This is a genomic window from Actinoalloteichus hymeniacidonis, assembly GCF_014203365.1.
Taxonomy (GTDB): domain Bacteria; phylum Actinomycetota; class Actinomycetes; order Mycobacteriales; family Pseudonocardiaceae; genus Actinoalloteichus_A; species Actinoalloteichus_A hymeniacidonis.
The window spans coordinates 1,759,880-1,779,772 of sequence record NZ_JACHIS010000001.1 but is presented as its reverse complement, the minus strand read 5'-3'; the positions used below and the strand labels follow the sequence as shown (position 1 = coordinate 1,779,772).

Sequence of the window (19,893 nt, the reverse complement as noted above, 5' to 3'; positions counted from 1 at the left end):
GGATCGCTCGCTCAACCGCCCGTTCCCAGCGTGGTCAGGAGCCGCAGAGAGCGGTGTCGACCAGTTCACCGCCCGCGCTCAGGGCTTCCTCGGAGGTGGGCAGCGAGGTGACCGCGATCGCGGCGGACCGGCCGTCCTCGGTGGCCCCGTTGCTGATCGAGTAGCCGGGGAAGTTGCCGTCGTGGCCCCAGCGGACGCCGCCGCAGCTCAGCTCGTTGCGCATCAGGCCGAGCCCGTACTCCGTGCCCGGCAGGTCGCTCGCCTCGACGGTGGTCTGCATCTCCGCGAGCTGTTCCGCTTCGACGAGGTCGCCCGCCAGGAGAGCGGTGTAGAACCGGCTCACGTCGCTGGGCGTGGAGACGATCTGCCCGGCCGCCCAGGCCATCGACGGGTCGATCGAGGTGATGTCGCCCAGCGAACCGTCCTCGGCGGTGGGGTGATAGCCCTTGGGGTGCTCGCCCTCGATCTCCTTGTCGCGCGGCGCCGGGAAGTAGGTCTTGGTCAGCTCGGCGGGCTCGATGACGCGACTGGTGATCTCCTCGGCAACGGTCCCGCCGGTCACCTGCTCGATGATCAGACCCGCGATGACGTAGTTGGTGTTGCTGTACTCCGCTTTCGCACCCGGTTCGAAGGCGGCGGGCTCCGCGAGAGCGAGATCCAGGAGTTCTGTGGGCTCGTAGTAGGTGTCGCGGGTGGCGAAGAAGTCCGGATTCATGAACGCGGTGAAGTTGGGGATTCCGCTGGTGTGCTGCAACAACTGGCGGACGGTGATGGCGTTGCCGTCGACTCCCTCGCCCTGTACGACGCCGGGCAGATAGGTCTCGACGGAGGCGTCGAGGTCCACCGATCCCTCGGCCACCAACTGCATCAACACCACGGCAACGAAAGTCTTGGTGCTGCTGCCGATACGCACCTGCCCATCCACCGGCACCGGCGCGTCGGTCTCGATGTCGCCCACTCCGGCGGTGTAGTCCTGCACCTCGCCCTCGGAGTTACGCACCGACGCCAGGGCCGCCGGGACGCCGAGGGAGTCGACGACGCCGTCCAGGTCCTGTTGCAACGCGTCGTTCTGTTCTAAGGCGCCGTCCTGTTGCGACGCACCGCTGTCGGACGCAGAGCCCTGCTCCCAATCCCAGGGCGCGTTGCCGCACGAGGCCAGGCAGGCCACGGCGGCGATCGAGGCGACCGTCGTGGCGACGCCCCGTCGCCGAGCCGCCGCACGACGGACTGCTCGTGACTGCTGCTGGCGGTGATCGAACATGATCGAGAATCTCCTTGTTGGCGTTGCGGGGTTCGCGTTGTCTGGCTCCCCAAGCATCCGCGAACGCGATCACACCCACGATGGAGTGCGCACCCGGGTTCATGGGGTAGCCAGCACCCCCGTGATTTCCGCACAACTAGGCCATTCGGATCAACCGCAGCCCTGACCGATCTCGTCTGCGGTCGGATCGATCATTCCGCCACGCTCGGGATCAGCCGCAGTTTCCCCAGGTCTCGCGGCCGCCGGAGGCCAACACCCGGCCCGAGGCGTCCCAGATGTGACCGTCGTAGAGCACGCAGGCAGCGGCCCCCGACGCGGTGACGTTGGCGTAGTGGCTGTAGCTCCCGGAATCCGAGTACGTCCGCACGGTGCCGCCGGACTGCTGCACGTAGAGATTGGCCACCGTGCGGGTGGCCGTGCCGTGGTGGGAGGTCTTGTTGGTGACGACGCAGTTCTGTCCGGTGGCGTTGTTGTAGGTCAGGTAGACCTCGCCCCAGGTCGCACCGGAGGGTGTGGTCACCTGGCGGACCCCGTCGTTGACGACGACGAATCCCGTGCCACAGCCCACTTCGATGGCCTCGGCCCTGCTGTGGGCGGCGGCCGAGGGGGCGAGGCCGACCGCGACCAGCGTCGCGGCGAGGGCGGCAAGCAGAGTCGTGCCGAGTCGAGTGGTACGGCGCATGGCGGTCAGCTCCTCGCTGTCTGGTGGAACGAGGATCGGGCATTCGGCGGCATCCATACCGACGTATGCACCGTCCGGAGAGGACGGTACGAGGGCCTCGGGGCAGGCGATACCGCCGATTGCCCGATCGGCTGCGGGTCGCTCGCCCCCGAGAACGCCGCCTGCACGATTGACCCGTCATGAAACTCGCCGACCGTTGAACCGCCAATCAATCATTTTTTTCTTACATTCGTTTCTCCGATCAAACCGTGAAATCTCCGCATCTAAAAGGCGGCCATCAGGTAACCGAAAAGCGATAAACCGCTAGCCCGAACAGCCTAAACAGAATTGATGAATTAGCACCCATTAGATTGACGGGTGGACAGCCGAAGCTAGCCGTCTATATGATCGGTTACACGGTGTCCGAAGTTAAAGCCAGGGGGTGACGGCCACCAGCGTCGACTCGTGCGCCGCAATCCAGACCAGGGATTCGGCAATTGAGACGGCATTTCACACTGCATCGGGAACACGGAACCACTGGGGTGTCTAGTCCGTGAACCCTCTCGGGGGTGCAGTCGATTTCAAGCGGCGCGTTGCCATTGATAGCGGCAACCGCCTGTCCAGTTTGCCCGGGTCGCACCCTGGTGCGAGTCTGCGATCCGTCGCCATGCGAGCACACCTGATGTTGTCGAATTGGAGAGCCAACCCGTGATTCGCGATGAGACGACGGCGTTCATGGACGCCACCGAGGAACAGGGCACCGATGTCAGCCGTTTCGTGGACCTCACCCAACACGAGATCGAGGCCCTGCGAACCAAGCACAATCTCGCCGATGCGCATACCCACCAGCGCCAGTCGCCGACCCAGGAGCAGATCGTCCGACAGCTCCCCGAATTGTGGCGGGAATCGGAGGACACCTTACAGGAGTTTCACGAGAAGAGATTCCTGAAGGCATTCTTCGAATTGCACGGTCAACCGACCGCCGCAGCCATGTCCAAGACGCTGCTGTCGTACTCCGCCAGCGTCTCGACCATGGTCGCCGCGATGTACCTGCAGCAGCGGAACATGTCGGTGTCCCTGGTGACTCCGTGCTTCGACAACCTGATCGACCTGCTGCGACACATGGGCGTGGAGCTCAGCTCCTTCCCGGAGGAGTCGCTGCACGACGTCGCCCACCTCTACGAGCGGATGTCGGCCGTCGAGACCGATGCGGTCTATCTGGTCGACCCGAACAACCCCACCGGATTCACCCTCCTCAAGGACGGCACGAGCGGCTTCGCCGAGCTGATCCGGTGGTGCAAGGACAACGACAAACTGCTGATCATGGACTTCTGCTTCGCGTCCTTCGTGCTCTGCTCGGAGAATCTCGACCGGGTCGACATCTATCGGATGCTGGAGGAGTCGGGGGTCAGCTACCTGGCTATCGAGGACACCGGGAAGACCTGGCCGGTGCAGGACGCGAAATGCGCGATGATCACCGCTAGCGAGGACATCCGCGAGGCGATCTACAACATTCACACCGCCGTGCTTCTGAACGTCTCGCCATTCGTGCTCAACTTCCTGACCAGCTATGTCCGGGATTCCATCGACGATGGTTTCGCCTCGGTCCGCGATGTCATCAGCGAGAACCGTGCCGCCGCCAGGGCCGCCCTGTCGGGCACCGTCCTGGACTATGTCGAACCGGTCGTCGACACCAGCGTGGCCTGGTTCCGCATCAATCGACCCGGGCTGACCTCCACCGAATTGCAGGCTCGTCTCTTCGAGCACGAGATCTACGTGCTCGCGGGCACGTTCTTCTATTGGGACGATCCGCAGAAGGGCGAGCGATACATTCGCATCGCGTTGGCCCGCAGGCCCGCGGAGTTCGCCGCTGCGATGGCGGCGATGACGAAGGCGTTGAGCGACTATGCGCGCTGAACATATCGACGCCACCCTGTTCCTCGGAATGCACGCCTTCGACGAATCGATTCGCCGGGCGTGCAAGAACTTCTTCGTCGAGCGACTCGCCGATTCGACCGTGGTGATGAGCTTCGAGCAGGTCGGGCGCTGCGATGCGTTGGTGTGGCGATACGGCCGCGCGGAGCAGGACGACTACTACCCGTTCATGGACGTCCTGCACACCGATATGGACATCCAGCGCAGGCCGTATGGACTCCGGGACGTCGAGGCGGCGCAGGCGGCGAACCTCACCGGGCTCGACCTGATCGAGCGGCTGACCGTGGGCATGGTGCTGGCCGACGGCGGCGAGCTGGTGACGATCAGTCCTCGGCTGCTCGATCTCGCCGACGCACCGACCCGGGCGCCCTCGGTCGGCGAGGAACTGGCATTCCCGAAGCCCCTCGAAGAGCTGTATCAGCGATCACTGGCACTGCGTGTGCAGGGAGAGGACCTTCTGACATGTACGCGGGAACGATCGTTCCACTGATCACGCCGCTCGACGAACAGGGTCGGGTGGATGCGGCCAGCGTGGACCGCCTCATCGAGTCGTTGCACTCCGACGTCAGCGGGCTGATGCCCACGCTGAGCTCCGGCGAGGGCTGGCAGCTGGATCCCGGCCAGTGGCGGGAGATGGTGACCGCGACCGTCAGCCATGCTCGTGGGCTGCCGGTGTTCGCGGGCATCCAACTGCCGACCACCGCGCAGGTCGTCGAACGGGCCCGCTTGGCCAAGGAGCTCGGCGTCGACGCGGTCGTGGTCACCACGCCGTTCGGTTCGGAGATCGGCCAAGCCGAGATCTACCAGCACTACCGGACGCTGCGGGAATCGGTCGACATCGGGCTGTTCGTCTACAACGAGGCGGCCGTGTCGGGCAATTCCATCGAGCTGGCGACCCTGCTGCGGATCTTCGCGCTACCCGGGGTCGTCGGGGTCAAGGAGTCCAGCGGTTCTGCGGAGCTGACCCGCGACATCGTGGCCGCCCCGCACTCGGTCCCGGTCTTCGAGGGGTGGGAGAACCTGCTGATCGACGTGGCCGGTGAGCAGGGCGTGGCCGGCTTCATCGGCCCGCTGGCCAATCTGCACCCGCAGCTGTGCAACACGATGTTGCGGGAGCCCACCCGCGCGCATCAGGACGAGGTCGACGCGGCCTGCGCGCGCTACGGGATCTTCGACGAGCAGTGGTATCGCACGGTCAAGAAGGAGCTGCACGCCCGGGGCGTCATCGGCACCGACCTGGCCGTCGCCGACATCCGGAGACCGGCATGAGACCGCCGGTGGACGACCCGCAGCGGCGGCTCTACGCGCTCAATCACCGGGTGCTCGACGCCGAGGGCTATGCCGAACTGCTCGATCTCGAACGCGGCTGGGTGGTCCCGGCGGCCGCGCGCGAGGTGGCACAGGCACCGCCGTTCGAATCCCTGCCGGAGTTGATGACGGCGCTGCGCGATCTCCTGGAGTTCGAGGAGCGCGAGGGGCCCAGCGAGCACGAGCGCTTCCTCGCCCAGGAGGCCAGCCTGGAGCAGTTCAAGATGGTCGTCGCGGACTTCGCCGTGGACGGTCTGGTGGAGTCCCAGTCCCATCTGGGGATCATCCCCCGACTGCCCGGCCAGGCTCGCAACACGGTGATGCGGGTGCTGATCGACGAGTTCGGCTGCGGCAACAACGACCAGGAACACGCCGAGCTGTATCGGCGGCTGGTCGCGGGCCTGGGGATGCCGACGGAGTTGGCTCACTACGTGGCCGAGGCCCCTGCGGAATGTCTGGCCTACGTCAACGTCTTCCACTGGTTCGCCCACCGCGCCCCGGAACCCGAGTACTTCCTCGGCGCGTACGCCTACTTCGAGTCCAGCGTGTTGTACGCCTTCCGGTGCTACGCCGACGCGGGCGCACGGTTGGGCATCGACAGCACCTACTACACCGAGCACCTGCACATCGACAGTTTCCACAGCACGCAGATGCGATCCGCGATCTATGCGTTGCAGCGGGAGCGGCCCGTGGAATTGGCGAAGGTGTGGGCGGGCGTGCAGCTGACGAGTCGGATCGTCGCCGAGGCGACCGAGGCGTCGTTCGGCCGGGCCAGGCAACGGGTTCCCGCATGAGACGCGGGTCCGTGGTGGTTCGGCAGATCGGTCCCGACGAGATCCTGGTCGAGACACCCGAGAGGCGGGTGATCGCGGCGAGCGAGTGCCCGCATCGCAAGGGTCGGATGCGCTTCGGCCGGGTCGATCCGAAGCGGATGAGCATCACCTGTCCGCTGCACTATTCGACCTTCGATCTGCTGACCGGTCAGCAGTTGAGCGGTCCGCCCTGCGGCCCGCTGCGGGTGTCGGTGGCCGAGCACGAGTCGCCGAGGTGACCAGCGTGTTCTGGGGTTCGGCCGACGGGGCGGGAGTGCTCCCGTCGGCCGAGTCCGGCCTGCGGTCAGGGGACGGTCATGGTCCGGCGGGCGACGAGGGTCAGCGAGTCGAGGATCTCGGCCTTGGTCAGGCCGATGCGACCGCGTTGGAACTCGTAGACGTCGGGGGCCAGCGGCGCCAACAGGATGTCGGCCATCGCCTCGGGGCTGCCGACGTCGGCCTCCCGCACCAGCGACCGGACGTGGGAGCGGAAGAAGCGGTAGGCGCCGGTGTTCAGCCGGGAGGCGCCGGTCTCGGCGCGCAGGGCCAGGTGCAGGTGTCGGTCGACGAGGTCGAGCATCGCCTCGATGAAGGCGATCAGCCGGTCGGTGGGCGCGCAGCCGGGGCCCAGCGGCGGCGGTCCGGAGATCAGCCGGTCTTGCAGGATGCGTTCGTGTTCGTCCAGCAGTGCGACGGCCACGGCGGCGGGGTCGGGGTAGCGGCGGTACAGCGTCGCGCGGCCGACTTTGGCGGCGCGGGCGATGTCGCGCATGGTGACCGTTCTGGGGTCGCGCTCGGAGAACAGTCGTTCGGCGGCTTCGAGTACCCGAGCGCGGTTGCGGGCCGCGTCGGCGCGTTCCTGACGCCTGTCCGAGGGGTCTTCCGCCAGCAGGTTCACGCGGTGGTCCTCGGGCGGCGCCGCCGTGTGCGGTCGCAGACCGTTGGAGCTACCAGCGTGGTCGTCCGTGACCATGCCGGACACAGTACGCGGACAACTAAGTGGACACCCGTCTTATTTACACCTACAGTTCACTCCGAAGTGGACACGTGCTCCACTTTAAGTGGACGGACGGTTCACTTCGATCCCGGGAATCTCGGCAGGGTGGAACATGTACCTCGCACTACTCGCGACCGCGCTACTCGCGGGCTGCCTCCTCGCGGTGCAGGCCTCCGTCAACCTCCAACTCAACGCGGCGATCAAGACCCCGTACGGCGCATCGACCGTTCAGCTGATCGTGGCGACCGTGTTGCTGGCGATCCTCGCGATCGCGGTCGGCACCATCGGCGCGCTGGCCCTGATCCCGGATGTCACCTGGTGGCACCTGCTCGGCGGTCTGGCCAGCCCGCTCTACATCACCAGCGGCATCCTGCTGTTCCCTCGACTCGGTGCGCTGGCCGCCGCGGGCCTGTTCGTCACCGGACAGGTGTTCGCCTCGCTGGCCTTGGACCTGTTCGGGCTGCTGGGCGTCCCGCAACAGCCGTTGACTCCCGGCATCGTGCTGGGTGCGCTCGTGGTGCTGGCGGGCATCGTGGCGATCATCGGTCGACCGAAGCCGCCGGCACCCGTCCCGACCGCCGCCGCCGCCGAGAGCACCACGTCCGGCAAGTCGCTCGGCGCGGCGGTCAAGGCCCCGGCGGCTCCGTCGCCGGTGGCGGGCATCGGTTGGATCGCGCTGGGCATCGTGGCGGGCGCGGTACTGCCGATCCAGGGTGCGATCAACGGCAGGCTTCGCGCCGACCTGGAAGCCCCGATCACCGTTGCCCTGTTCAGCTTCATCGTCGCCAGCATCACCATCGCGATCGTGCTGCTGGTGATGCTCGCACTACGCCGCACCCCGAGGCCGCAGTTCGCCCCGCTGAGCAGGATGCCCTGGTGGGGTTGGTTGGGCGGCGCCTGCGCGGCCGCCTACGTGACGGCGACGTTCCTGCTCATCCCGGAGATCGGTGCGGCGACCACCATCGCCCTCACCGTCACCGGCCAGCAGCTCTTCTCCGCGTTGATCGACCACTTCGGCCTGTTCCGGATGCCTCGGCGGACGCCGACGCTGCGGCGCGGCATCGGGCTCGTTCTGCTGATCGCGGGGTCGGTCCTCGTCCAATTGACCTGATCGGCGGCGGTGGCCGTCGTGATTCTGGTGCTAAGGAGTCGTTTTCGGTGCTGTCGAATTTCCGAGAGTCCTACCGTGCCGCCCCGGATGTCCACGTGCTGCCCTCGCATCTGCCGCTCGGCGGGCTCGGCCTGCTGCCGGTGAACGCCTTCCTGATCACCGGCAGCGAGCCCGTGCTCATCGACACGGGCCTGGCCGTGGACCGCGCCCACTTCGAGAACGCCCTGTGGTCGCTGGTCGATCCGCGCGACCTGCGCTGGATCTTCATCACCCACGACGACCGGGATCACTGCGGCAACCTCAAAGAGGTACTGATGGCCGCCCCGCAGGCCACGGTCATCACCAACGCCTTATCGGTGTCCCGGCTCGGCGAGGAATGGGACGTTCCCCGCCATCGGGTCCGCACCGTCAATCCCGGCCGCACGATCGAGCTGGGCAACCGTGGTTTCAGCCTGCTGAGACCGCCGTCCTACGACTCACCCTCGACCATCGGCGTGTACGACCATCGCAGCACGGCACTGTTCACCGCCGACTCCTTCGGCACCGTGCTACCCGAGATGGTCGAGGACTCCCGCGACGCCGACCGCGACGAATTCCTTCAGGGCATGGCGCTGTTCACCAGGGCGAACGCCCCATGGACCGCGCTGGCCGACCAGGCCAAGTGGGATCGATCGCTCGACGAGATCCGTCGACTCGGCCCCGCCACCGTCCTGAGTTCGCACTCCCCGACCGCCCACGACCGCACGCAGGAACTGATCGAGACGGTGTTGGCCGTGCCCTCGATGGACCCCTGGCTTCCCGAGGAGGACCTGGAGGTCGAGGCCGTGCTCGCCCGTTACGAGCAGCAGGGCGGATTCACCGAGCCCGCCCCATCCGCCGACAACCCGGCAGCGCCGCACCCCAGCGAAAGGACCACACCATGACGGCCACCACCGATGTCGACCTCACCCCGCAGCAGGGTGTGATCGTCGTCTTCTCCGACATCTGGTGCTCGTTCGCCCACATCGCCGTGCACCGACTGCACACCACCCGAGCCCGGCTCGGCCTGACCGACCGGGTCCGCTTCGACCTGCGCGCGTTCCCGCTGGAGTTGCTCAACGGCGCACCCAGCCCACGCGCGGGCACCGACAGCGAGGTCGGTCGGATGGGACAGCAGGAACCGGCCGCGGGCTGGCAGCTGTGGCAGGACAAGGAGTACCTGTACCCGTCGACGACGCTGCCCGCTTTGGAGGCGGTCATCGCGGCGAAGGAGCAGAGCCTGCACGCCTCGGAGCAGCTCGATCTGGCGTTGCGCCGGGCGTTCTGGGCCGAGTCGCGGTGTATCAGCAATCGCGCGGTGATCCTGGCCGCGGCCGAGTCCACGGACGCGGTGGACGTCGCGGCGCTGACCGAGGCGCTCGACGACGGCCGGGCCCGTCGCTCGCTGTCCGACGACGCGGCGATCTCGGCGACCGAACGGGTGGTGTGCAGCCCGCATCTGTTCCTGCCGGACGGAACCGATCACGCGAATCCGGGTATCGAGGTGCACTGGGAGGGCGATTACGGAGTCGGCTGGCCGGTGGTCGGCAAGGACGACCCGAACGCCTTCGAGGAACTACTGAAACGCGCTGCGACCTGATCGGCGCCCGGTACGCCCCGCGTACCGGCGACCGTGAGCAAAAAAGGGGGATCGTCATCGTGGACGACATCATCAACGGCAACGACGACGCGAACGGCCCTGGGGAGGAGCCGACGCGGGTGTTGTTGTTGGACCGGCAGTGGTTCACCCGCAGCGCGATGCGCTCCGCGCTGGAACCGCTAGGAGATCTGGAGATCATCGGGGAGGTGGCGGACTGTGACGAGGCATTGGCGGTGTTGTCGGTCGGGAGCCCGTTGCCGGATCTGCTGGTGCTCACCGACGCCGATGATCCGGAGATCGTGCTTCGCCGACTGAGCCAGGATCTACCTGCGTGGCCGGTCCGGGTGTTGGTGGTCGGCGACGAGCCCAGGCCCGGTGCGGTTCGACCGCCGGGAAGCGTGGTGGGTTTCCTGCCTCGTTGGGCCGGACAGAACCAGTTCGTGGCCGCCGTCCGGCTGGTGGCGGCGGGTTTCTGCGTACTGCCGGGCCTGTTCGTCACCGGTAGCGAGAATCCGGAGATAGACCCGCCGATCGCCGACGATCGGGGCCCGCTGACGGTGCGCGAGCGCGAGGTCCTGGTGCTGTTGGCCAGGGGGCACACCAACGCCGAGATCTCCACTTCGCTGGGACTCGGCGAGAGCACGGTCAAATCCCATGTACAGAACCTGCTGATCAAGCTCGGCATCAAGAACCGGACGAGCGCGGCCTCCTACGCCTACGAGGTCGGGTTGGTCCTTCCGCAACGTGTGTGCGGGGTGCTGGGGCAACAGCGGTAGGCGCTGGTCGGTCGATGGCGTCCGATGGCTTCGAGGTGGCATGGCCATCGGGCGCCGCTGGGTGGTACTGGCTAGGCATACGGACGTGCCGCCGCGTCTGCGCCGGAGCACTGTCCACTCGGCACTATCGCCCCGGTTCCCCTGCCCACCGGAGAATGTCTTCCTCGCGCTGCTCACTGATCATTAGTCTCGGTCGCACGGTCTTCTCAGCTGACGGTGGCGCGGTGTCGTCGGGCTACGGGCACGATCGAGGAGCTAGACATGGCGCGGATGTGGGACGAGATCACGCGATGGGCCGAGCGGGAGGGCTTGGGCAACGCCGTCCGACTCCACCGGGAGTACCGAGGGGCCAGGTGGCCGTGGTGGGCGGGTGGGGTCACCGCAGTCCTACTGACCCCGGTGCCCTTCTTTCTACGGGAGGCGAGTTTTCCGTTCTGGCAGCTGTTGCCGCTGGCGTGGTCCGTGCCGATCGGCGCGGCACTGTTGTGGCAGTACCTGGCGCCGGTCCGGCACCGCCGCTGGTACGCGGTCGCATCAGGAGGGCTGCTGGTGTACTCCCCAGCTGGTCCGATCATCGCGATTCCGTGGAAGGCGTTGCGTCGCACTGAATCGGGCGGGTTACGCCAACGGGTAGCCGGAAAGTCTGTGCCGTTGGAGATCCCGCCCGTCGCTGGTCGGTCGGATCTGATGCTGTCGTTACGCAGCCGTCGAGTCGTGCCGTCGACGTTGCGGTGGCTACCCGCTTGGCCTCAGCGTGGGCTCGTCGCGGTCGCGGTGCTGTGGCTGATCGGGTTTCCGCTGGCCGTGAGCGCATTCGAGAATTGGCGTCCGTCGAGCCTGGCCCGGCTGACGGATCTCTGCGAGGACGGCGACCCCTTCCCCGGGGCACCGAGATACGAGGGCGCAGGTCCGCACCCGATGGCCGTGGCAGGCATCGTCACCGAGCCGGTCGAGGTCTGGGGCGGCGAGGGCGGTGCCGAACCGGCTGCGAGCGACGTGCAGCTGGTGGGGTGTGTGCGGCCCATCGGGCAGTCCGCTCCGAGGGAATGCCGGTACGACGGCGACTTCGTGCAGACGGTCCATCAGGGCAGATACCGCGTCGACGTACTAGAGGTCGGCACCAGCCGGGAGATCGACTCCTTTCCGGTCAACGGGGTCGCGCCGACCTGCGACTATCTGGTGTCCGTCGACGAAGGCGTCGAGGAGGGCGGGTACGACACCGTTCCCGATCGCGCCGACTACGAGGACCACGTTCTGCCGTTGGTGACCGAGCCCGCCAACTGAGTCTCCTCGCCACCGATCAGGTACCCGGTTTCGCTGACGCCGTCGCCGCCCGCAGCTGGCGGGCGAATGCCTTCGCCGAGGCCGATTGGTAGCGGTCCGCCAGCCACACCAGCGAGATGCTGCGCTCGACGACCGGGGTGAGCGGGATGTGGACGAGGCCGGCGAAGGAGATCATCGGCAGCACCAGTTCCGGCACGGCCGTGATGCCGAGGCCGGCGGCGACGAGTCCGGCCACCGCCCCGACGTTCTGCGCCTGCACCACGGTGCCGAGTTCGGCGCCCGCCTCGTCCAGGGCGCGCCGCACCGGCCCTTCGATGCTGCTCTCCGGGCCGAAGGCGATGAACGGCTCCCCGGCGAGGTCGGCCCAGTTCAGCGTGTCGCGGTCGGCGAAGCGGTGGCCGGGCGGCACCGCGCAGAAGAACGAGTCGGCGGTGATCCGTTCGTGTCGCAATCCCTCGATGGGCCCGGACAGCGAGACCAACGCCAGTTCGACGGCGCCCGCGCGCACCGAGGTCAGCACCTCCTCACGCAGTCCGTCGCGGATGCGCAGCCGCACCTGTGGGTGGCTCTCCCGGAAGGCCCGCACATAGGGCGGGAGGAAGGTGGCGGCCAGCGAGGGCAGGCAGGCCACCGTCACCGAGCCTCGGTCGCCGGTGATGAAGCCCTCGATCTCGCGGAGTCCGTCGTCGAAGCCGGTGAGGATGCGGCGGGCGTGCGCGGCGACCTCACGGCCGTCGCCGGTGGCCACCACTTTGCGCGTGGTGCGCTCGAAGAGCCGAACGCCCAGGCGTCGTTCCACCTCGGCGATGGTGCGGCTGAGCGAGGACTGGGCCACGCCCAGCGTCTCGGCGGCCGTGGTGAAGCTCTGGTGATCGGCCACGGCGACGACCGACCGCAGGTGATGCACCCCCACATTGATGCTCATAACGCATAAAACTATCGGCTATTAGTGTTGGACATGGCGGTGTGGTGCGCCTCACTATCGGGCGCATCAGAGAAGGAGCTCACAATGTTGTCACTCCTCGGCTACGCCACCATCGCCGTGTTGCTGGTGCTGTTGTTGACCCAGCGGGTCGCGGCGGTGGTCGCGCTGGCGGGAATTCCGCTGGTCGCGGCCTTCCTCGCGGGTAACTCACCCTCGGAGGTCGCGGGGTTCGTCTCGGACGGGCTGGGCGGGGTCGTCGGCGTCGCCGCGATGTTCGTCTTCGCGATCGTGTTCTTCGGCGTGATGCGGGACGCGGGCCTGTTCGACCCGATCATCGCCCGGATCGTCCGCTTCGCGGGTAACGCCCCGCCCACCGTCACCGTCGCGACCACCGCCTTGGCGGTCGTCGCCCACCTGGACGGCGCCGGCGCGGTGACGTTCCTGATCGCCGTGCCCGCGATGCTGCCGATCTACGAACGACTGGGTATGCGCCGTCTCGTGCTGGCGACCTGTGTCGCACTGGGCGCGGGCGTGATGAATCTGGTGCCCTGGGGCGGACCGACCGCCCGCGCGGCGACCACGATCGGCGTCGACGCCAACGAGATCTGGATTCCGCTGCTGCCCGCGCAGATCGCCGGGGTGGTGTTCGCGCTGGCCATCGCCTACTACCTGGGCATCCGGGAGCGCAAGCGGCTGGCGAAGGAGAGCCCGGCGCAGGTCGGTGCCGGTACTGCGGCCGGCTCGGATGCAGGCAACGCGGACGACGAGTCCTCGATCGAACCGACGACCGGGACCGCCGAGCCGACTACGCCCGATCCCCAGGACGACCTGCGGCGACCCCGGCTGCTGTGGTTCAACGCGCTGCTCACCGTCGCTACGCTGGCGGCCCTGATCTCGGCGATCGCCTCCCCGGAGATGGTGTTCCTGATCGCCGCGATCATCGCGCTACTGGTGAACTACCCCGGCATGAAGCCACAGACCGCCCGGCTCAATGCCCATGCCAACGGCGCGATGCTGATGGCCAGCACCCTGCTGGCGGCCGGTGTGCTGCTGGGCGTGTTGGAGGGCAGCGGGATGATCACCGCGATGGCCGAGAGCGCCGCCTCGATCATTCCGCCCGCGATCGCCCCGGCGTTGCCGCTGATGGTGGCGCTGCTGGGCGTCCCGTTGAGCCTGCTCTTCGGCCCGGACGCCTTCTACTTCGGGGTGCTGCCCGTGTTGGTGGGCGTGGGCGCGGAGTTCGGCGTGGGTGCCTTGGAGTTGGCGCAGGCCTCGGTCATCGGTCAGGAGACCGTCGGGTTCCCGATCAGCCCGCTCACCGGGTCGTTCTATCTGCTGGTCGGCTTGGCCAAGGTCGATATCGGCCAACACATTCGGCACTCGATCGGCTGGCTGTGGCTGGCGAGTGCGGGCATGACCGCCGTCGCGGTCGTTACGGGGGTGGTTCCGCTGTGGGCATCGTGACAAACCGCCGGATCCGGCTGGGCGCGGGCGCGGGTTTCGCGGGCGACCGCATCGACCCCGCGCGTGACCTGGCCGAACGCGGTGAGCTCGACTACCTGATCTTCGAATGTCTCGGCGAGCGGACCGTGGCCGCCGGGCAGGCGCAGCGATTGCGCGATCCGAACACCGGCTACGACCCGCTGTTGGCGGCCCGAATGCGGGCCGTGCTGGCTCCCGTGCTCGCGGCGGGGACGACGGTGGTCACCAATTCCGGTTCGGCCAATCCACTCGCGGCGGCCGAGGTGGTGGCCGACTGCGTCCGAGACCTCGGCGTACAGGGCCCCGAGGGCAGGCCGGTGCGCATCGCGACGGTGACCGGCGACGACGTGTTGGCCGCCGTCCGCACCCGCGACCCGGTGGTCTGGGAGACCGGCCGCAGGCTGTCCGAGCATTCCGAAGAGCTGGTCTCGGCCAACGCCTACCTCGGTTCCGATGCGGTGCTCCCCGCGCTGGCCCGCCGCCCCGACGTCGTGCTCACCGGGCGGCTGGCCGATCCGGCCCTGTATCTAGCGCCGTTGCTGCACGAGTTCGGGTGGGGCTGGACCGACCACGTCAGGCTCGGCGCGGGCACCGCCATCGGACACCTGTTGGAGTGCGCGGGCCAACTCACCGGCGGCTATTACGCCGACCCCGGCACCAAGCCGGTGGACGACCTGGCGTTTCTCGGTTTCCCCTTCGCCGAGGTCGCCGAGGACGGCACCGCGGAATTCGGCAAGCTCGACGGGACCGGCGGCCTGCTCACCGCCCGGACCTGCGCCGAACAGCTGCTCTACGAGGTCGGCGACCCGGCCGCCTATCTGACGCCCGATGTCACCGCCGATTTCCGGGACGTGCGTTTCCGGGAGATCGGCCCGAACCGGGTGGCCATCGAGGGCGCCACCGGCCGAGCCCGGCCGAACGAACTGAAGGTGACCCTCGGTTTCCGGGGCGGCTGGTTGGGCGAGGGCCAGATCTCCTACGCCGGGCCCCGCGCGTTGGGTCGCGCACGGTTGGCCGCCGAGGTCGTTACTCGCAGGCTCGTCGCGCTGCACGGCGTCGAGCAGGACGCGGTGACCGTCGAGTTCATCGGCGCCGGGGCGGCCTTCCGTGGTCTGGTGCCCATCGACGAGGACGGCACCGTCGGCGGCGTCGACCTGCCCGAGGTGCGGCTGCGGGTGTCGGCCACGGTCGGCGACCGCGCCACGGCGGAGGCGATCGGTTGGGAGGTCGAGGGCCTCTACACCAACGGGCCTGCGGGCGGCGGCGGAGCGCGGCGCTCGACGACCGAGGTGTTGGCCGTTCGATCCTGTCTGTTGCCGAGAGAACTGGTGCACCCGGAGGTTCACATCATGGATGTCGCGCTGTGACGGCCGCCGATCGCACGCTGGACGAGTTCGCCGATGTCCGCGCGGGCGACAAGGGCGACACCCTCATCGTCGGGGTCTTCCCGCGCCGCGCCGAGGATTTCGCGCTGCTCGTGGAGTCGCTGACCCCGGAACGGGTGGCCGCGCACTACGGCGCGCTGGTCACCGGCGAGGTCCGGCGCACCGCGTTGGAGAACCTGCCCGCGCTGGTGTTCGAGCTGCCCGGGGTGCTCGGCGGCGGGGTCACCGGGTCGCCGGTGCTCGACGGCCACGGCAAAACCCTCGGCTATCACCTGTTGACCCTAGCTGTCTGAGGTCGAGACTGTCCTCGACCACTTTTCTTAGGAGGACGACATGATTCGGGTTCACCCCGGACGTTTTCCCCACCCCGACGCCGTCGCGGCTCCCACCGGATCCGCGCGCCCCGTCGGTATCTCGGCCCGCGCCGTGACCCGGCCCGCGCCGCAGTCCCTCTCGGCTCGGCGAGGTGTCCGATGATGGACAAGGTCCTGGCCAGCGCCTCGGAGGCGGTCGCCGACATCGGTGACGGCGCTTCGTTGGCGGTCGGTGGATTCGGGTTGTGCGGCATTCCCGCCGAGTTGATCGCCGCCTTATACGAGCAGGGCGCCACCGATCTGGAGACGGTGTCGAACAACTGCGGTGTCGACGGCCACGGCCTCGGCATCCTGTTGGCCGACGGGCGCATTCGGCGCACCATCAGCTCGTATGTCGGCGAGAACAAGGAGTTCGCCCGCCAGTTCCTCGGCGGCGAACTCGAAGTGGAGTTGACCCCGCAGGGCACCCTCGCGGAGCGGTTACGCGCGGGCGGCGCGGGCATCCCGGCGTTCTACACACCCAGCGGCGTCGGAACCCAGGTCGCCGACGGCGGACTGCCCTGGCGTTACGCCCCCGATGGCGGTATCGCGGTGGCCAGCCCACCCAAGGAGGTCCGGGCCTTCGACGGCCGGGAGTACGTGCTGGAACACGCCATCGTCACCGACTTCGCGCTGGTCCACGCCTGGAAGGGCGACCGACACGGCAACCTCGTCTACCGGGCGAGCGCCCGCAACTTCAACCCGGAGTGCGCGGCGGCCGGTCGCATCACCATCGCGCAGGTGGAGAACCTCGTCGAGCCGGGCGAGCTGGATCCGGCCGAGGTCCACACGCCGGGGATCTTCGTGCACCGCGTCGTGCATGTCGGGGATATCGCCAAGCCGATCGAGAAGAGGACCACGCGATGAGCCGCAGCAGGGAGGACCTCGCCCGCCGGGTCGCCGAGGAACTGACCGATGGGCAGTACGTGAATCTCGGCATCGGCATGCCCACGCTGGTCCCGGAATACATCCCGGCGGACATCACCGTGGTGCTGCACGCGGAGAACGGCGTGCTCGGGGTGGGCCCGTTCCCCACCGAGGACGAGGTGGACGCCGATCTGATCAACGCGGGCAAGCAGACCATCACCGTGCGTCCGGGGGCGGCGTTCTTCGGTTCCTCGGAGAGTTTCGCGATGATCCGAGGCAGGCATGTCGACGTCGCGGTACTGGGCGCGATGCAGGTCAGCGCGGCAGGCGATCTGGCCAACTGGATGGTGCCGGGCAAGATGGTCAAGGGCATGGGCGGCGCAATGGACCTGGTCCACGGCGCGGCGCGGGTGCTGGTGATGATGGAACACCTGGCCAAGGACGGCAGCCCGAAGATCGTGCCCGAATGCACGCTTCCCCTGACCGGTAAGGCTTGTGTGGATCGGATCATCACCGATCTGGCGGTCATCGACGTCACCCCGGACGGCCTCGAACTCGTCGAGTGCGCGCCGGGCGTCTCGGTCGACGAGGTGCGCGCGGGCACCGGGGTGCCGCTGCGGGTGGCGGAGTCGGTGCAGGGTTAGAGATCTCGCTTGATGTTCGACTGCGGCCCCGCTCGCGCGGGGTGGGGCCGCAGTCCTTAGCAGGCCAGCGGTATTCATGTGCAGCACCGGACCCCGGATGACCACTGTCCGTGTCGATACGACACCATTGGATCGACACGAAGAGTGAGGACCTGAACGGTGTCGGTCACCGACGTTGTGGAACAGCTCCGCCAAGCCCATGCCTTGCTCACCGAGGCCCGCCGAGCTACAGCCCGAGCCGATAACGCCATCGAGGACGCCACTGCTGTTTTCGCCGCCGCGACAGCCGGATCCACTCAGGACTGCGTCACCTCGGCGCACCACCGCAGCACCGCCGCCACCGCTGACGTCCGACTTGCCCATGCCCTACTCGGCCAGGCCCGGGACCTACTCGATGGCTACTGCCATACGCTCGCCGGACACGGCCTTGCCGAGACCGGCAAGCTGATCGGGCCATCAGCCGCTAACACTGGCAGGACGGGCCGCGTGCCAGCATCGACCGGCGAAGAATCCGATCCACCAGCGCTTACCGGCCGCTATGCTAAGGAAATCGCGGAACTACGAAAAAATGGAACGAAAATCAGCCCAGCAAAACTTCTCAGAATGGGTCGACACCGACTGGGTCACCTGGTTTGACTAGAAACGGGGGATCCAAAAAGATCTGGGATAACGCACATTTTGCGAGATGATCGGCCGGGAGATTTTGCCAAGATCGGCATACCTGAAGATCGCATCGTCGAAGTTATTTTCGACCTTGTCAAAAAATCTAGCCCAATTGGCAGCAAAGGAAAGGACGGTGCAGTCTACGAAGTAGACCACGACGGCGAAAAGCGCTACATATGCATCGTCGTGGGCGAAAATGGTTACATTGTAACCGCGTATCCAGTTAGCCGGAAATGGAAACCAAAGCGAAACTAGCAAAGGCTAAACCACATGATGATATCAATGCTTGCCGGCTTCACGCAGGGACCGTTTTACTACGATGCCGGGGACGCACACGAATCAGGGACTAATCATGATATAGATGATGCCGGTGAATTTTTGAAACTCAACGATGAGCTCATCTCGCAAATCACCGACTGGGACAACGAATTTCAGAGCATCTACAACTCTGCTGACCCAAGAGAGTCCGATTTCTCGTCACCCGAGGCCGAACGTGCCTGGATCGAGAAGGGCAAGGTGCTGGCGGCACGGATCGTCCAAGGTTCTCCGGTCGTAAGCGCGGTTGATTATCGTGCCGACGGCAGCATCACCAAGGGGACGTGCATTATTCGATAACCACCTGTGCCCCGTTGATGCATGGCCTTCCTCGGCTTTCAAGGGGGTCGCGCTCATCAGCTGCGCAGGAGTCGGTCGAGGATGCCCGCCAACATCAGGGCGCCCTCGGTGGTCTGCCGTCGAACCCATTGCCGGGACACCTCGTACGGGCTCTCGCCGACACCGCCGCGCTCCCGCCACTGCTGTTCCAACTCGGCGATGCGCGCGTCCTCGGACCGCCGCCGGTCGATCAGCCGGATCAGTCGTTCCCGGACGTCGAGTACCGCAAGATCGCCCATTCGGGACGTCGGGACCTCGGGGACGTCCGGCAACTCGTCCCACTGCCCGTATTCGGCGGGGCGAGGCATCGGACGCATGGATTTCTCCTTCGTTCACAGCGATATCAGCGTCTCGGCCGACCGGCCGGCGGATTCGGGACGATCGCCGCTGCGGTTCTAGCGGAAGCCTCGGCTGTCACCACACGAGGGCTCACGGAATGGCACAAGGAATCCCCCTATTCACGGCTCCGAACGCGTCCGCGCAACGGATCGACCCTGGCTCATGCGCAGGATCAAGGCGACCGCGTCCTCCGGCTGGACTGCTGGAGTCAGAATCTCCTGTAGGAGCAGGCCACGAATCGCGGCAATGGTGACGGTGGCGAGGGTCAGCGCTTCCTCGGTGTCGAGCCCCTCGCGTTCCGCGAGCGAGGCCAGCATCCTGGTCAGGTCGTCGTTCGAGTCGATGAACTCACGAAAGTCCGCGGGGCGGTACGCGGCCAGTCCCACGACGTGAAAATAGCCTCGGACCCGCGATAGCTGTTCCGGACGGGTGTAGGTCCGCCAGATCGCCATGACGAGGTCGTCGAAGGTGCCCTGCTGAGCGGTCTCGAGAAGCGCCTCGTTGTCCCGAGCTCGCTGCGCTTCGAGCATGGCTGCCAGGACACCCGGGAGCGAGCCGAAGTGATATCGCAGCAGAGCATGGCTGGTCTCGGCGCGGGCGGCGATCTCGCGGAGCGACACCTCCGGCGCGGGAAGCGCCTGATCGAAGGCGTCGAGAAGCCGAGCCAGCAGACGCTCGCGTGCATCGCCTCTGCGTTCTGCGCTTGACAAGACCACTCCCGAAGTTTATCCATTGGAAAAGAAGCTGCGTGCCGGGTTGCGTCGCCCATGGTCGCAGCAGGCTCGCAACGGTGAAGGGAACAACCGTGGGACCTGCTC

The 19,893-nt window shown here is 67.1% G+C and carries 23 protein-coding genes; 17 read left to right on the top strand and 6 right to left on the bottom strand.

The window, feature by feature from the left end; all coding sequences use genetic code 11:
* Window positions 1-34: 34 nt before the first annotated feature.
* Together BKA25_RS08100 and BKA25_RS08095 are read right to left on the bottom strand one after the other, a co-directional pair.
* Window positions 35-1,261 (bottom strand): serine hydrolase domain-containing protein, encoded by a 1,227-nt coding sequence (locus tag BKA25_RS08100; protein ID WP_069850859.1) that lies wholly within the window; start codon window positions 1,259-1,261, stop codon window positions 35-37.
* Between the two features lie 211 nt (window positions 1,262-1,472).
* Entirely contained in the window at window positions 1,473-1,943 is a 471-nt protein-coding gene (locus BKA25_RS08095) for a hypothetical protein (protein ID WP_157421175.1), read from the bottom strand.
* Window positions 1,944-2,630: 687 nt separating this feature from the next.
* On the opposite strand from BKA25_RS08095, the gene BKA25_RS08090 reads away from it, so the two are divergent.
* Genes BKA25_RS08090 through BKA25_RS08070 form a run of 5 tightly spaced genes read left to right on the top strand, consistent with a single transcriptional unit; the run spans window position 2,631 to window position 6,216 of the window.
* Window positions 2,631-3,839 carry an aminotransferase class I/II-fold pyridoxal phosphate-dependent enzyme gene (locus BKA25_RS08090; RefSeq protein WP_236750330.1) on the top strand — a complete coding sequence of 403 codons (1,209 nt, stop codon included), beginning with the start codon at window positions 2,631-2,633 and terminating at the stop codon, window positions 3,837-3,839.
* Window positions 3,829-4,347 (top strand): DUF6190 family protein, encoded by a 519-nt coding sequence (locus tag BKA25_RS08085; protein WP_069850863.1) that lies wholly within the window; start codon window positions 3,829-3,831, stop codon window positions 4,345-4,347. Before BKA25_RS08090 ends, BKA25_RS08085 begins: the two co-directional genes overlap by 11 nt.
* Window positions 4,320-5,126: a dihydrodipicolinate synthase family protein gene (locus BKA25_RS08080; RefSeq protein ID WP_069850865.1), complete on the top strand. Its 807-nt coding sequence runs from the start codon at window positions 4,320-4,322 to the stop codon at window positions 5,124-5,126. Before BKA25_RS08085 ends, BKA25_RS08080 begins: the two co-directional genes overlap by 28 nt.
* Window positions 5,123-5,959: an iron-containing redox enzyme family protein gene (locus BKA25_RS08075; protein ID WP_069850866.1), complete on the top strand. Its 837-nt coding sequence runs from the start codon at window positions 5,123-5,125 to the stop codon at window positions 5,957-5,959. Before BKA25_RS08080 ends, BKA25_RS08075 begins: the two co-directional genes overlap by 4 nt.
* Window positions 5,956-6,216: a Rieske (2Fe-2S) protein gene (locus BKA25_RS08070; RefSeq protein WP_084643247.1), complete on the top strand. Its 261-nt coding sequence runs from the start codon at window positions 5,956-5,958 to the stop codon at window positions 6,214-6,216. Before BKA25_RS08075 ends, BKA25_RS08070 begins: the two co-directional genes overlap by 4 nt.
* Window positions 6,217-6,281: 65 nt before the next feature.
* Here the strand turns inward: BKA25_RS08070 and BKA25_RS08065 are convergent, their stop codons facing one another.
* Window positions 6,282-6,950 carry a TetR/AcrR family transcriptional regulator gene (locus BKA25_RS08065; RefSeq protein ID WP_084643248.1) on the bottom strand — a complete coding sequence of 223 codons (669 nt, stop codon included), beginning with the start codon at window positions 6,948-6,950 and terminating at the stop codon, window positions 6,282-6,284.
* 136 nt (window positions 6,951-7,086) lie between these two features.
* Between BKA25_RS08065 and BKA25_RS08060 the strand changes: the two genes are divergently transcribed.
* The 5 genes from BKA25_RS08060 to BKA25_RS08040 all read left to right on the top strand — a co-directional run bounded on the left by BKA25_RS08060 (window position 7,087) and on the right by BKA25_RS08040 (window position 11,763).
* Window positions 7,087-8,085, top strand: a complete 999-nt coding sequence (locus BKA25_RS08060) for a DMT family transporter (RefSeq protein WP_069850868.1) — start codon at window positions 7,087-7,089, stop codon at window positions 8,083-8,085.
* Window positions 8,086-8,132: 47 nt separating this feature from the next.
* The gene (locus BKA25_RS08055) at window positions 8,133-9,008 is read left to right on the top strand and encodes an MBL fold metallo-hydrolase (RefSeq protein WP_184285079.1); all 876 of its coding nucleotides are present in this window, start codon (window positions 8,133-8,135) and stop codon (window positions 9,006-9,008) included.
* Complete coding sequence (locus BKA25_RS08050; RefSeq protein ID WP_069850870.1) at window positions 9,005-9,703, top strand: DsbA family oxidoreductase; 699 nt, start codon at window positions 9,005-9,007, stop codon at window positions 9,701-9,703. The genes BKA25_RS08055 and BKA25_RS08050 overlap by 4 nt, the downstream gene beginning before the upstream one ends.
* 59 nt (window positions 9,704-9,762) lie before the next feature.
* Window positions 9,763-10,479: a response regulator transcription factor gene (locus tag BKA25_RS08045; RefSeq protein ID WP_084643249.1), complete on the top strand. Its 717-nt coding sequence runs from the start codon at window positions 9,763-9,765 to the stop codon at window positions 10,477-10,479.
* Window positions 10,480-10,740: 261 nt separating this feature from the next.
* On the top strand, window positions 10,741-11,763 hold the full coding sequence (locus BKA25_RS08040) for a hypothetical protein (protein WP_157421176.1): 1,023 nt from the start codon (window positions 10,741-10,743) through the stop codon (window positions 11,761-11,763).
* Window positions 11,764-11,779: 16 nt separating this feature from the next.
* Here the strand turns inward: BKA25_RS08040 and BKA25_RS08035 are convergent, their stop codons facing one another.
* Window positions 11,780-12,688, bottom strand: a complete 909-nt coding sequence (locus BKA25_RS08035; RefSeq protein WP_069850873.1) for a LysR family transcriptional regulator — start codon at window positions 12,686-12,688, stop codon at window positions 11,780-11,782.
* A gap of 84 nt (window positions 12,689-12,772) precedes the next feature.
* Here BKA25_RS08035 and BKA25_RS08030 point away from each other — a divergent pair, with 84 nt between their 5' ends.
* The 7 genes from BKA25_RS08030 to BKA25_RS08000 all read left to right on the top strand — a co-directional run bounded on the left by BKA25_RS08030 (window position 12,773) and on the right by BKA25_RS08000 (window position 18,697).
* Window positions 12,773-14,152 carry a CitMHS family transporter gene (locus BKA25_RS08030; protein WP_069850875.1) on the top strand — a complete coding sequence of 460 codons (1,380 nt, stop codon included), beginning with the start codon at window positions 12,773-12,775 and terminating at the stop codon, window positions 14,150-14,152.
* Window positions 14,149-15,537 (top strand): acyclic terpene utilization AtuA family protein, encoded by a 1,389-nt coding sequence (locus tag BKA25_RS08025; RefSeq protein ID WP_069853906.1) that lies wholly within the window; start codon window positions 14,149-14,151, stop codon window positions 15,535-15,537. Before BKA25_RS08030 ends, BKA25_RS08025 begins: the two co-directional genes overlap by 4 nt.
* Window positions 15,534-15,848, top strand: a complete 315-nt coding sequence (locus BKA25_RS08020) for an AtuA-related protein (RefSeq protein WP_069850876.1) — start codon at window positions 15,534-15,536, stop codon at window positions 15,846-15,848. Before BKA25_RS08025 ends, BKA25_RS08020 begins: the two co-directional genes overlap by 4 nt.
* A gap of 180 nt (window positions 15,849-16,028) precedes the next feature.
* Window positions 16,029-16,775, top strand: coding sequence for a CoA transferase subunit A (locus BKA25_RS08015; protein ID WP_216637749.1), 747 nt, complete (start codon window positions 16,029-16,031; stop codon window positions 16,773-16,775).
* Window positions 16,772-17,419, top strand: a complete 648-nt coding sequence (locus tag BKA25_RS08010) for a CoA transferase subunit B (protein ID WP_069850880.1) — start codon at window positions 16,772-16,774, stop codon at window positions 17,417-17,419. Before BKA25_RS08015 ends, BKA25_RS08010 begins: the two co-directional genes overlap by 4 nt.
* 159 nt (window positions 17,420-17,578) lie before the next feature.
* Window positions 17,579-18,055 (top strand): hypothetical protein, encoded by a 477-nt coding sequence (locus tag BKA25_RS08005; protein ID WP_157421177.1) that lies wholly within the window; start codon window positions 17,579-17,581, stop codon window positions 18,053-18,055.
* Window positions 18,056-18,364: 309 nt separating this feature from the next.
* On the top strand, window positions 18,365-18,697 hold the full coding sequence (locus BKA25_RS08000; protein ID WP_157421178.1) for an immunity protein CdiI family protein: 333 nt from the start codon (window positions 18,365-18,367) through the stop codon (window positions 18,695-18,697).
* Window positions 18,698-18,753: 56 nt separating this feature from the next.
* Here the strand turns inward: BKA25_RS08000 and BKA25_RS07995 are convergent, their stop codons facing one another.
* Window positions 18,754-19,053 carry a hypothetical protein gene (locus BKA25_RS07995; protein WP_069850883.1) on the bottom strand — a complete coding sequence of 100 codons (300 nt, stop codon included), beginning with the start codon at window positions 19,051-19,053 and terminating at the stop codon, window positions 18,754-18,756.
* A gap of 141 nt (window positions 19,054-19,194) precedes the next feature.
* Window positions 19,195-19,791: a TetR/AcrR family transcriptional regulator gene (locus BKA25_RS07990; RefSeq protein WP_069850885.1), complete on the bottom strand. Its 597-nt coding sequence runs from the start codon at window positions 19,789-19,791 to the stop codon at window positions 19,195-19,197.
* Between the last annotated feature and the right edge of the window lie 102 nt (window positions 19,792-19,893).

Bases quoted from the DNA above. Each gene is read 5' to 3' on its own strand.
- BKA25_RS08050 (WP_069850870.1), top strand. From the start codon at position 9,005: ATGACGGCCACCACCGATGTCGACCTCACCCCGCAGCAGGGTGTGATC.
- BKA25_RS08095 (WP_157421175.1), bottom strand. From the start codon at position 1,943: ATGCGCCGTACCACTCGACTCGGCACGACTCTGCTTGCCGCCCTCGCC.
- BKA25_RS08085 (WP_069850863.1), top strand. From the start codon at position 3,829: ATGCGCGCTGAACATATCGACGCCACCCTGTTCCTCGGAATGCACGCC.
- BKA25_RS08080 (WP_069850865.1), top strand. From the start codon at position 4,320: ATGTACGCGGGAACGATCGTTCCACTGATCACGCCGCTCGACGAACAG.
- BKA25_RS08010 (WP_069850880.1), top strand. From the start codon at position 16,772: ATGAGCCGCAGCAGGGAGGACCTCGCCCGCCGGGTCGCCGAGGAACTG.
- BKA25_RS08060 (WP_069850868.1), top strand. From the start codon at position 7,087: ATGTACCTCGCACTACTCGCGACCGCGCTACTCGCGGGCTGCCTCCTC.
- BKA25_RS08030 (WP_069850875.1), top strand. From the start codon at position 12,773: ATGTTGTCACTCCTCGGCTACGCCACCATCGCCGTGTTGCTGGTGCTG.
- BKA25_RS07995 (WP_069850883.1), bottom strand. From the start codon at position 19,053: ATGCGTCCGATGCCTCGCCCCGCCGAATACGGGCAGTGGGACGAGTTG.
- BKA25_RS08100 (WP_069850859.1), bottom strand. From the start codon at position 1,261: ATGTTCGATCACCGCCAGCAGCAGTCACGAGCAGTCCGTCGTGCGGCG.
- BKA25_RS08035 (WP_069850873.1), bottom strand. From the start codon at position 12,688: ATGAGCATCAATGTGGGGGTGCATCACCTGCGGTCGGTCGTCGCCGTG.
- BKA25_RS08015 (WP_216637749.1), top strand. From the start codon at position 16,029: ATGATGGACAAGGTCCTGGCCAGCGCCTCGGAGGCGGTCGCCGACATC.
- BKA25_RS08065 (WP_084643248.1), bottom strand. From the start codon at position 6,950: ATGGTCACGGACGACCACGCTGGTAGCTCCAACGGTCTGCGACCGCAC.
- BKA25_RS08075 (WP_069850866.1), top strand. From the start codon at position 5,123: ATGAGACCGCCGGTGGACGACCCGCAGCGGCGGCTCTACGCGCTCAAT.
- BKA25_RS08040 (WP_157421176.1), top strand. From the start codon at position 10,741: ATGGCGCGGATGTGGGACGAGATCACGCGATGGGCCGAGCGGGAGGGC.
- BKA25_RS08070 (WP_084643247.1), top strand. From the start codon at position 5,956: ATGAGACGCGGGTCCGTGGTGGTTCGGCAGATCGGTCCCGACGAGATC.
- BKA25_RS08000 (WP_157421178.1), top strand. From the start codon at position 18,365: ATGCTTGCCGGCTTCACGCAGGGACCGTTTTACTACGATGCCGGGGAC.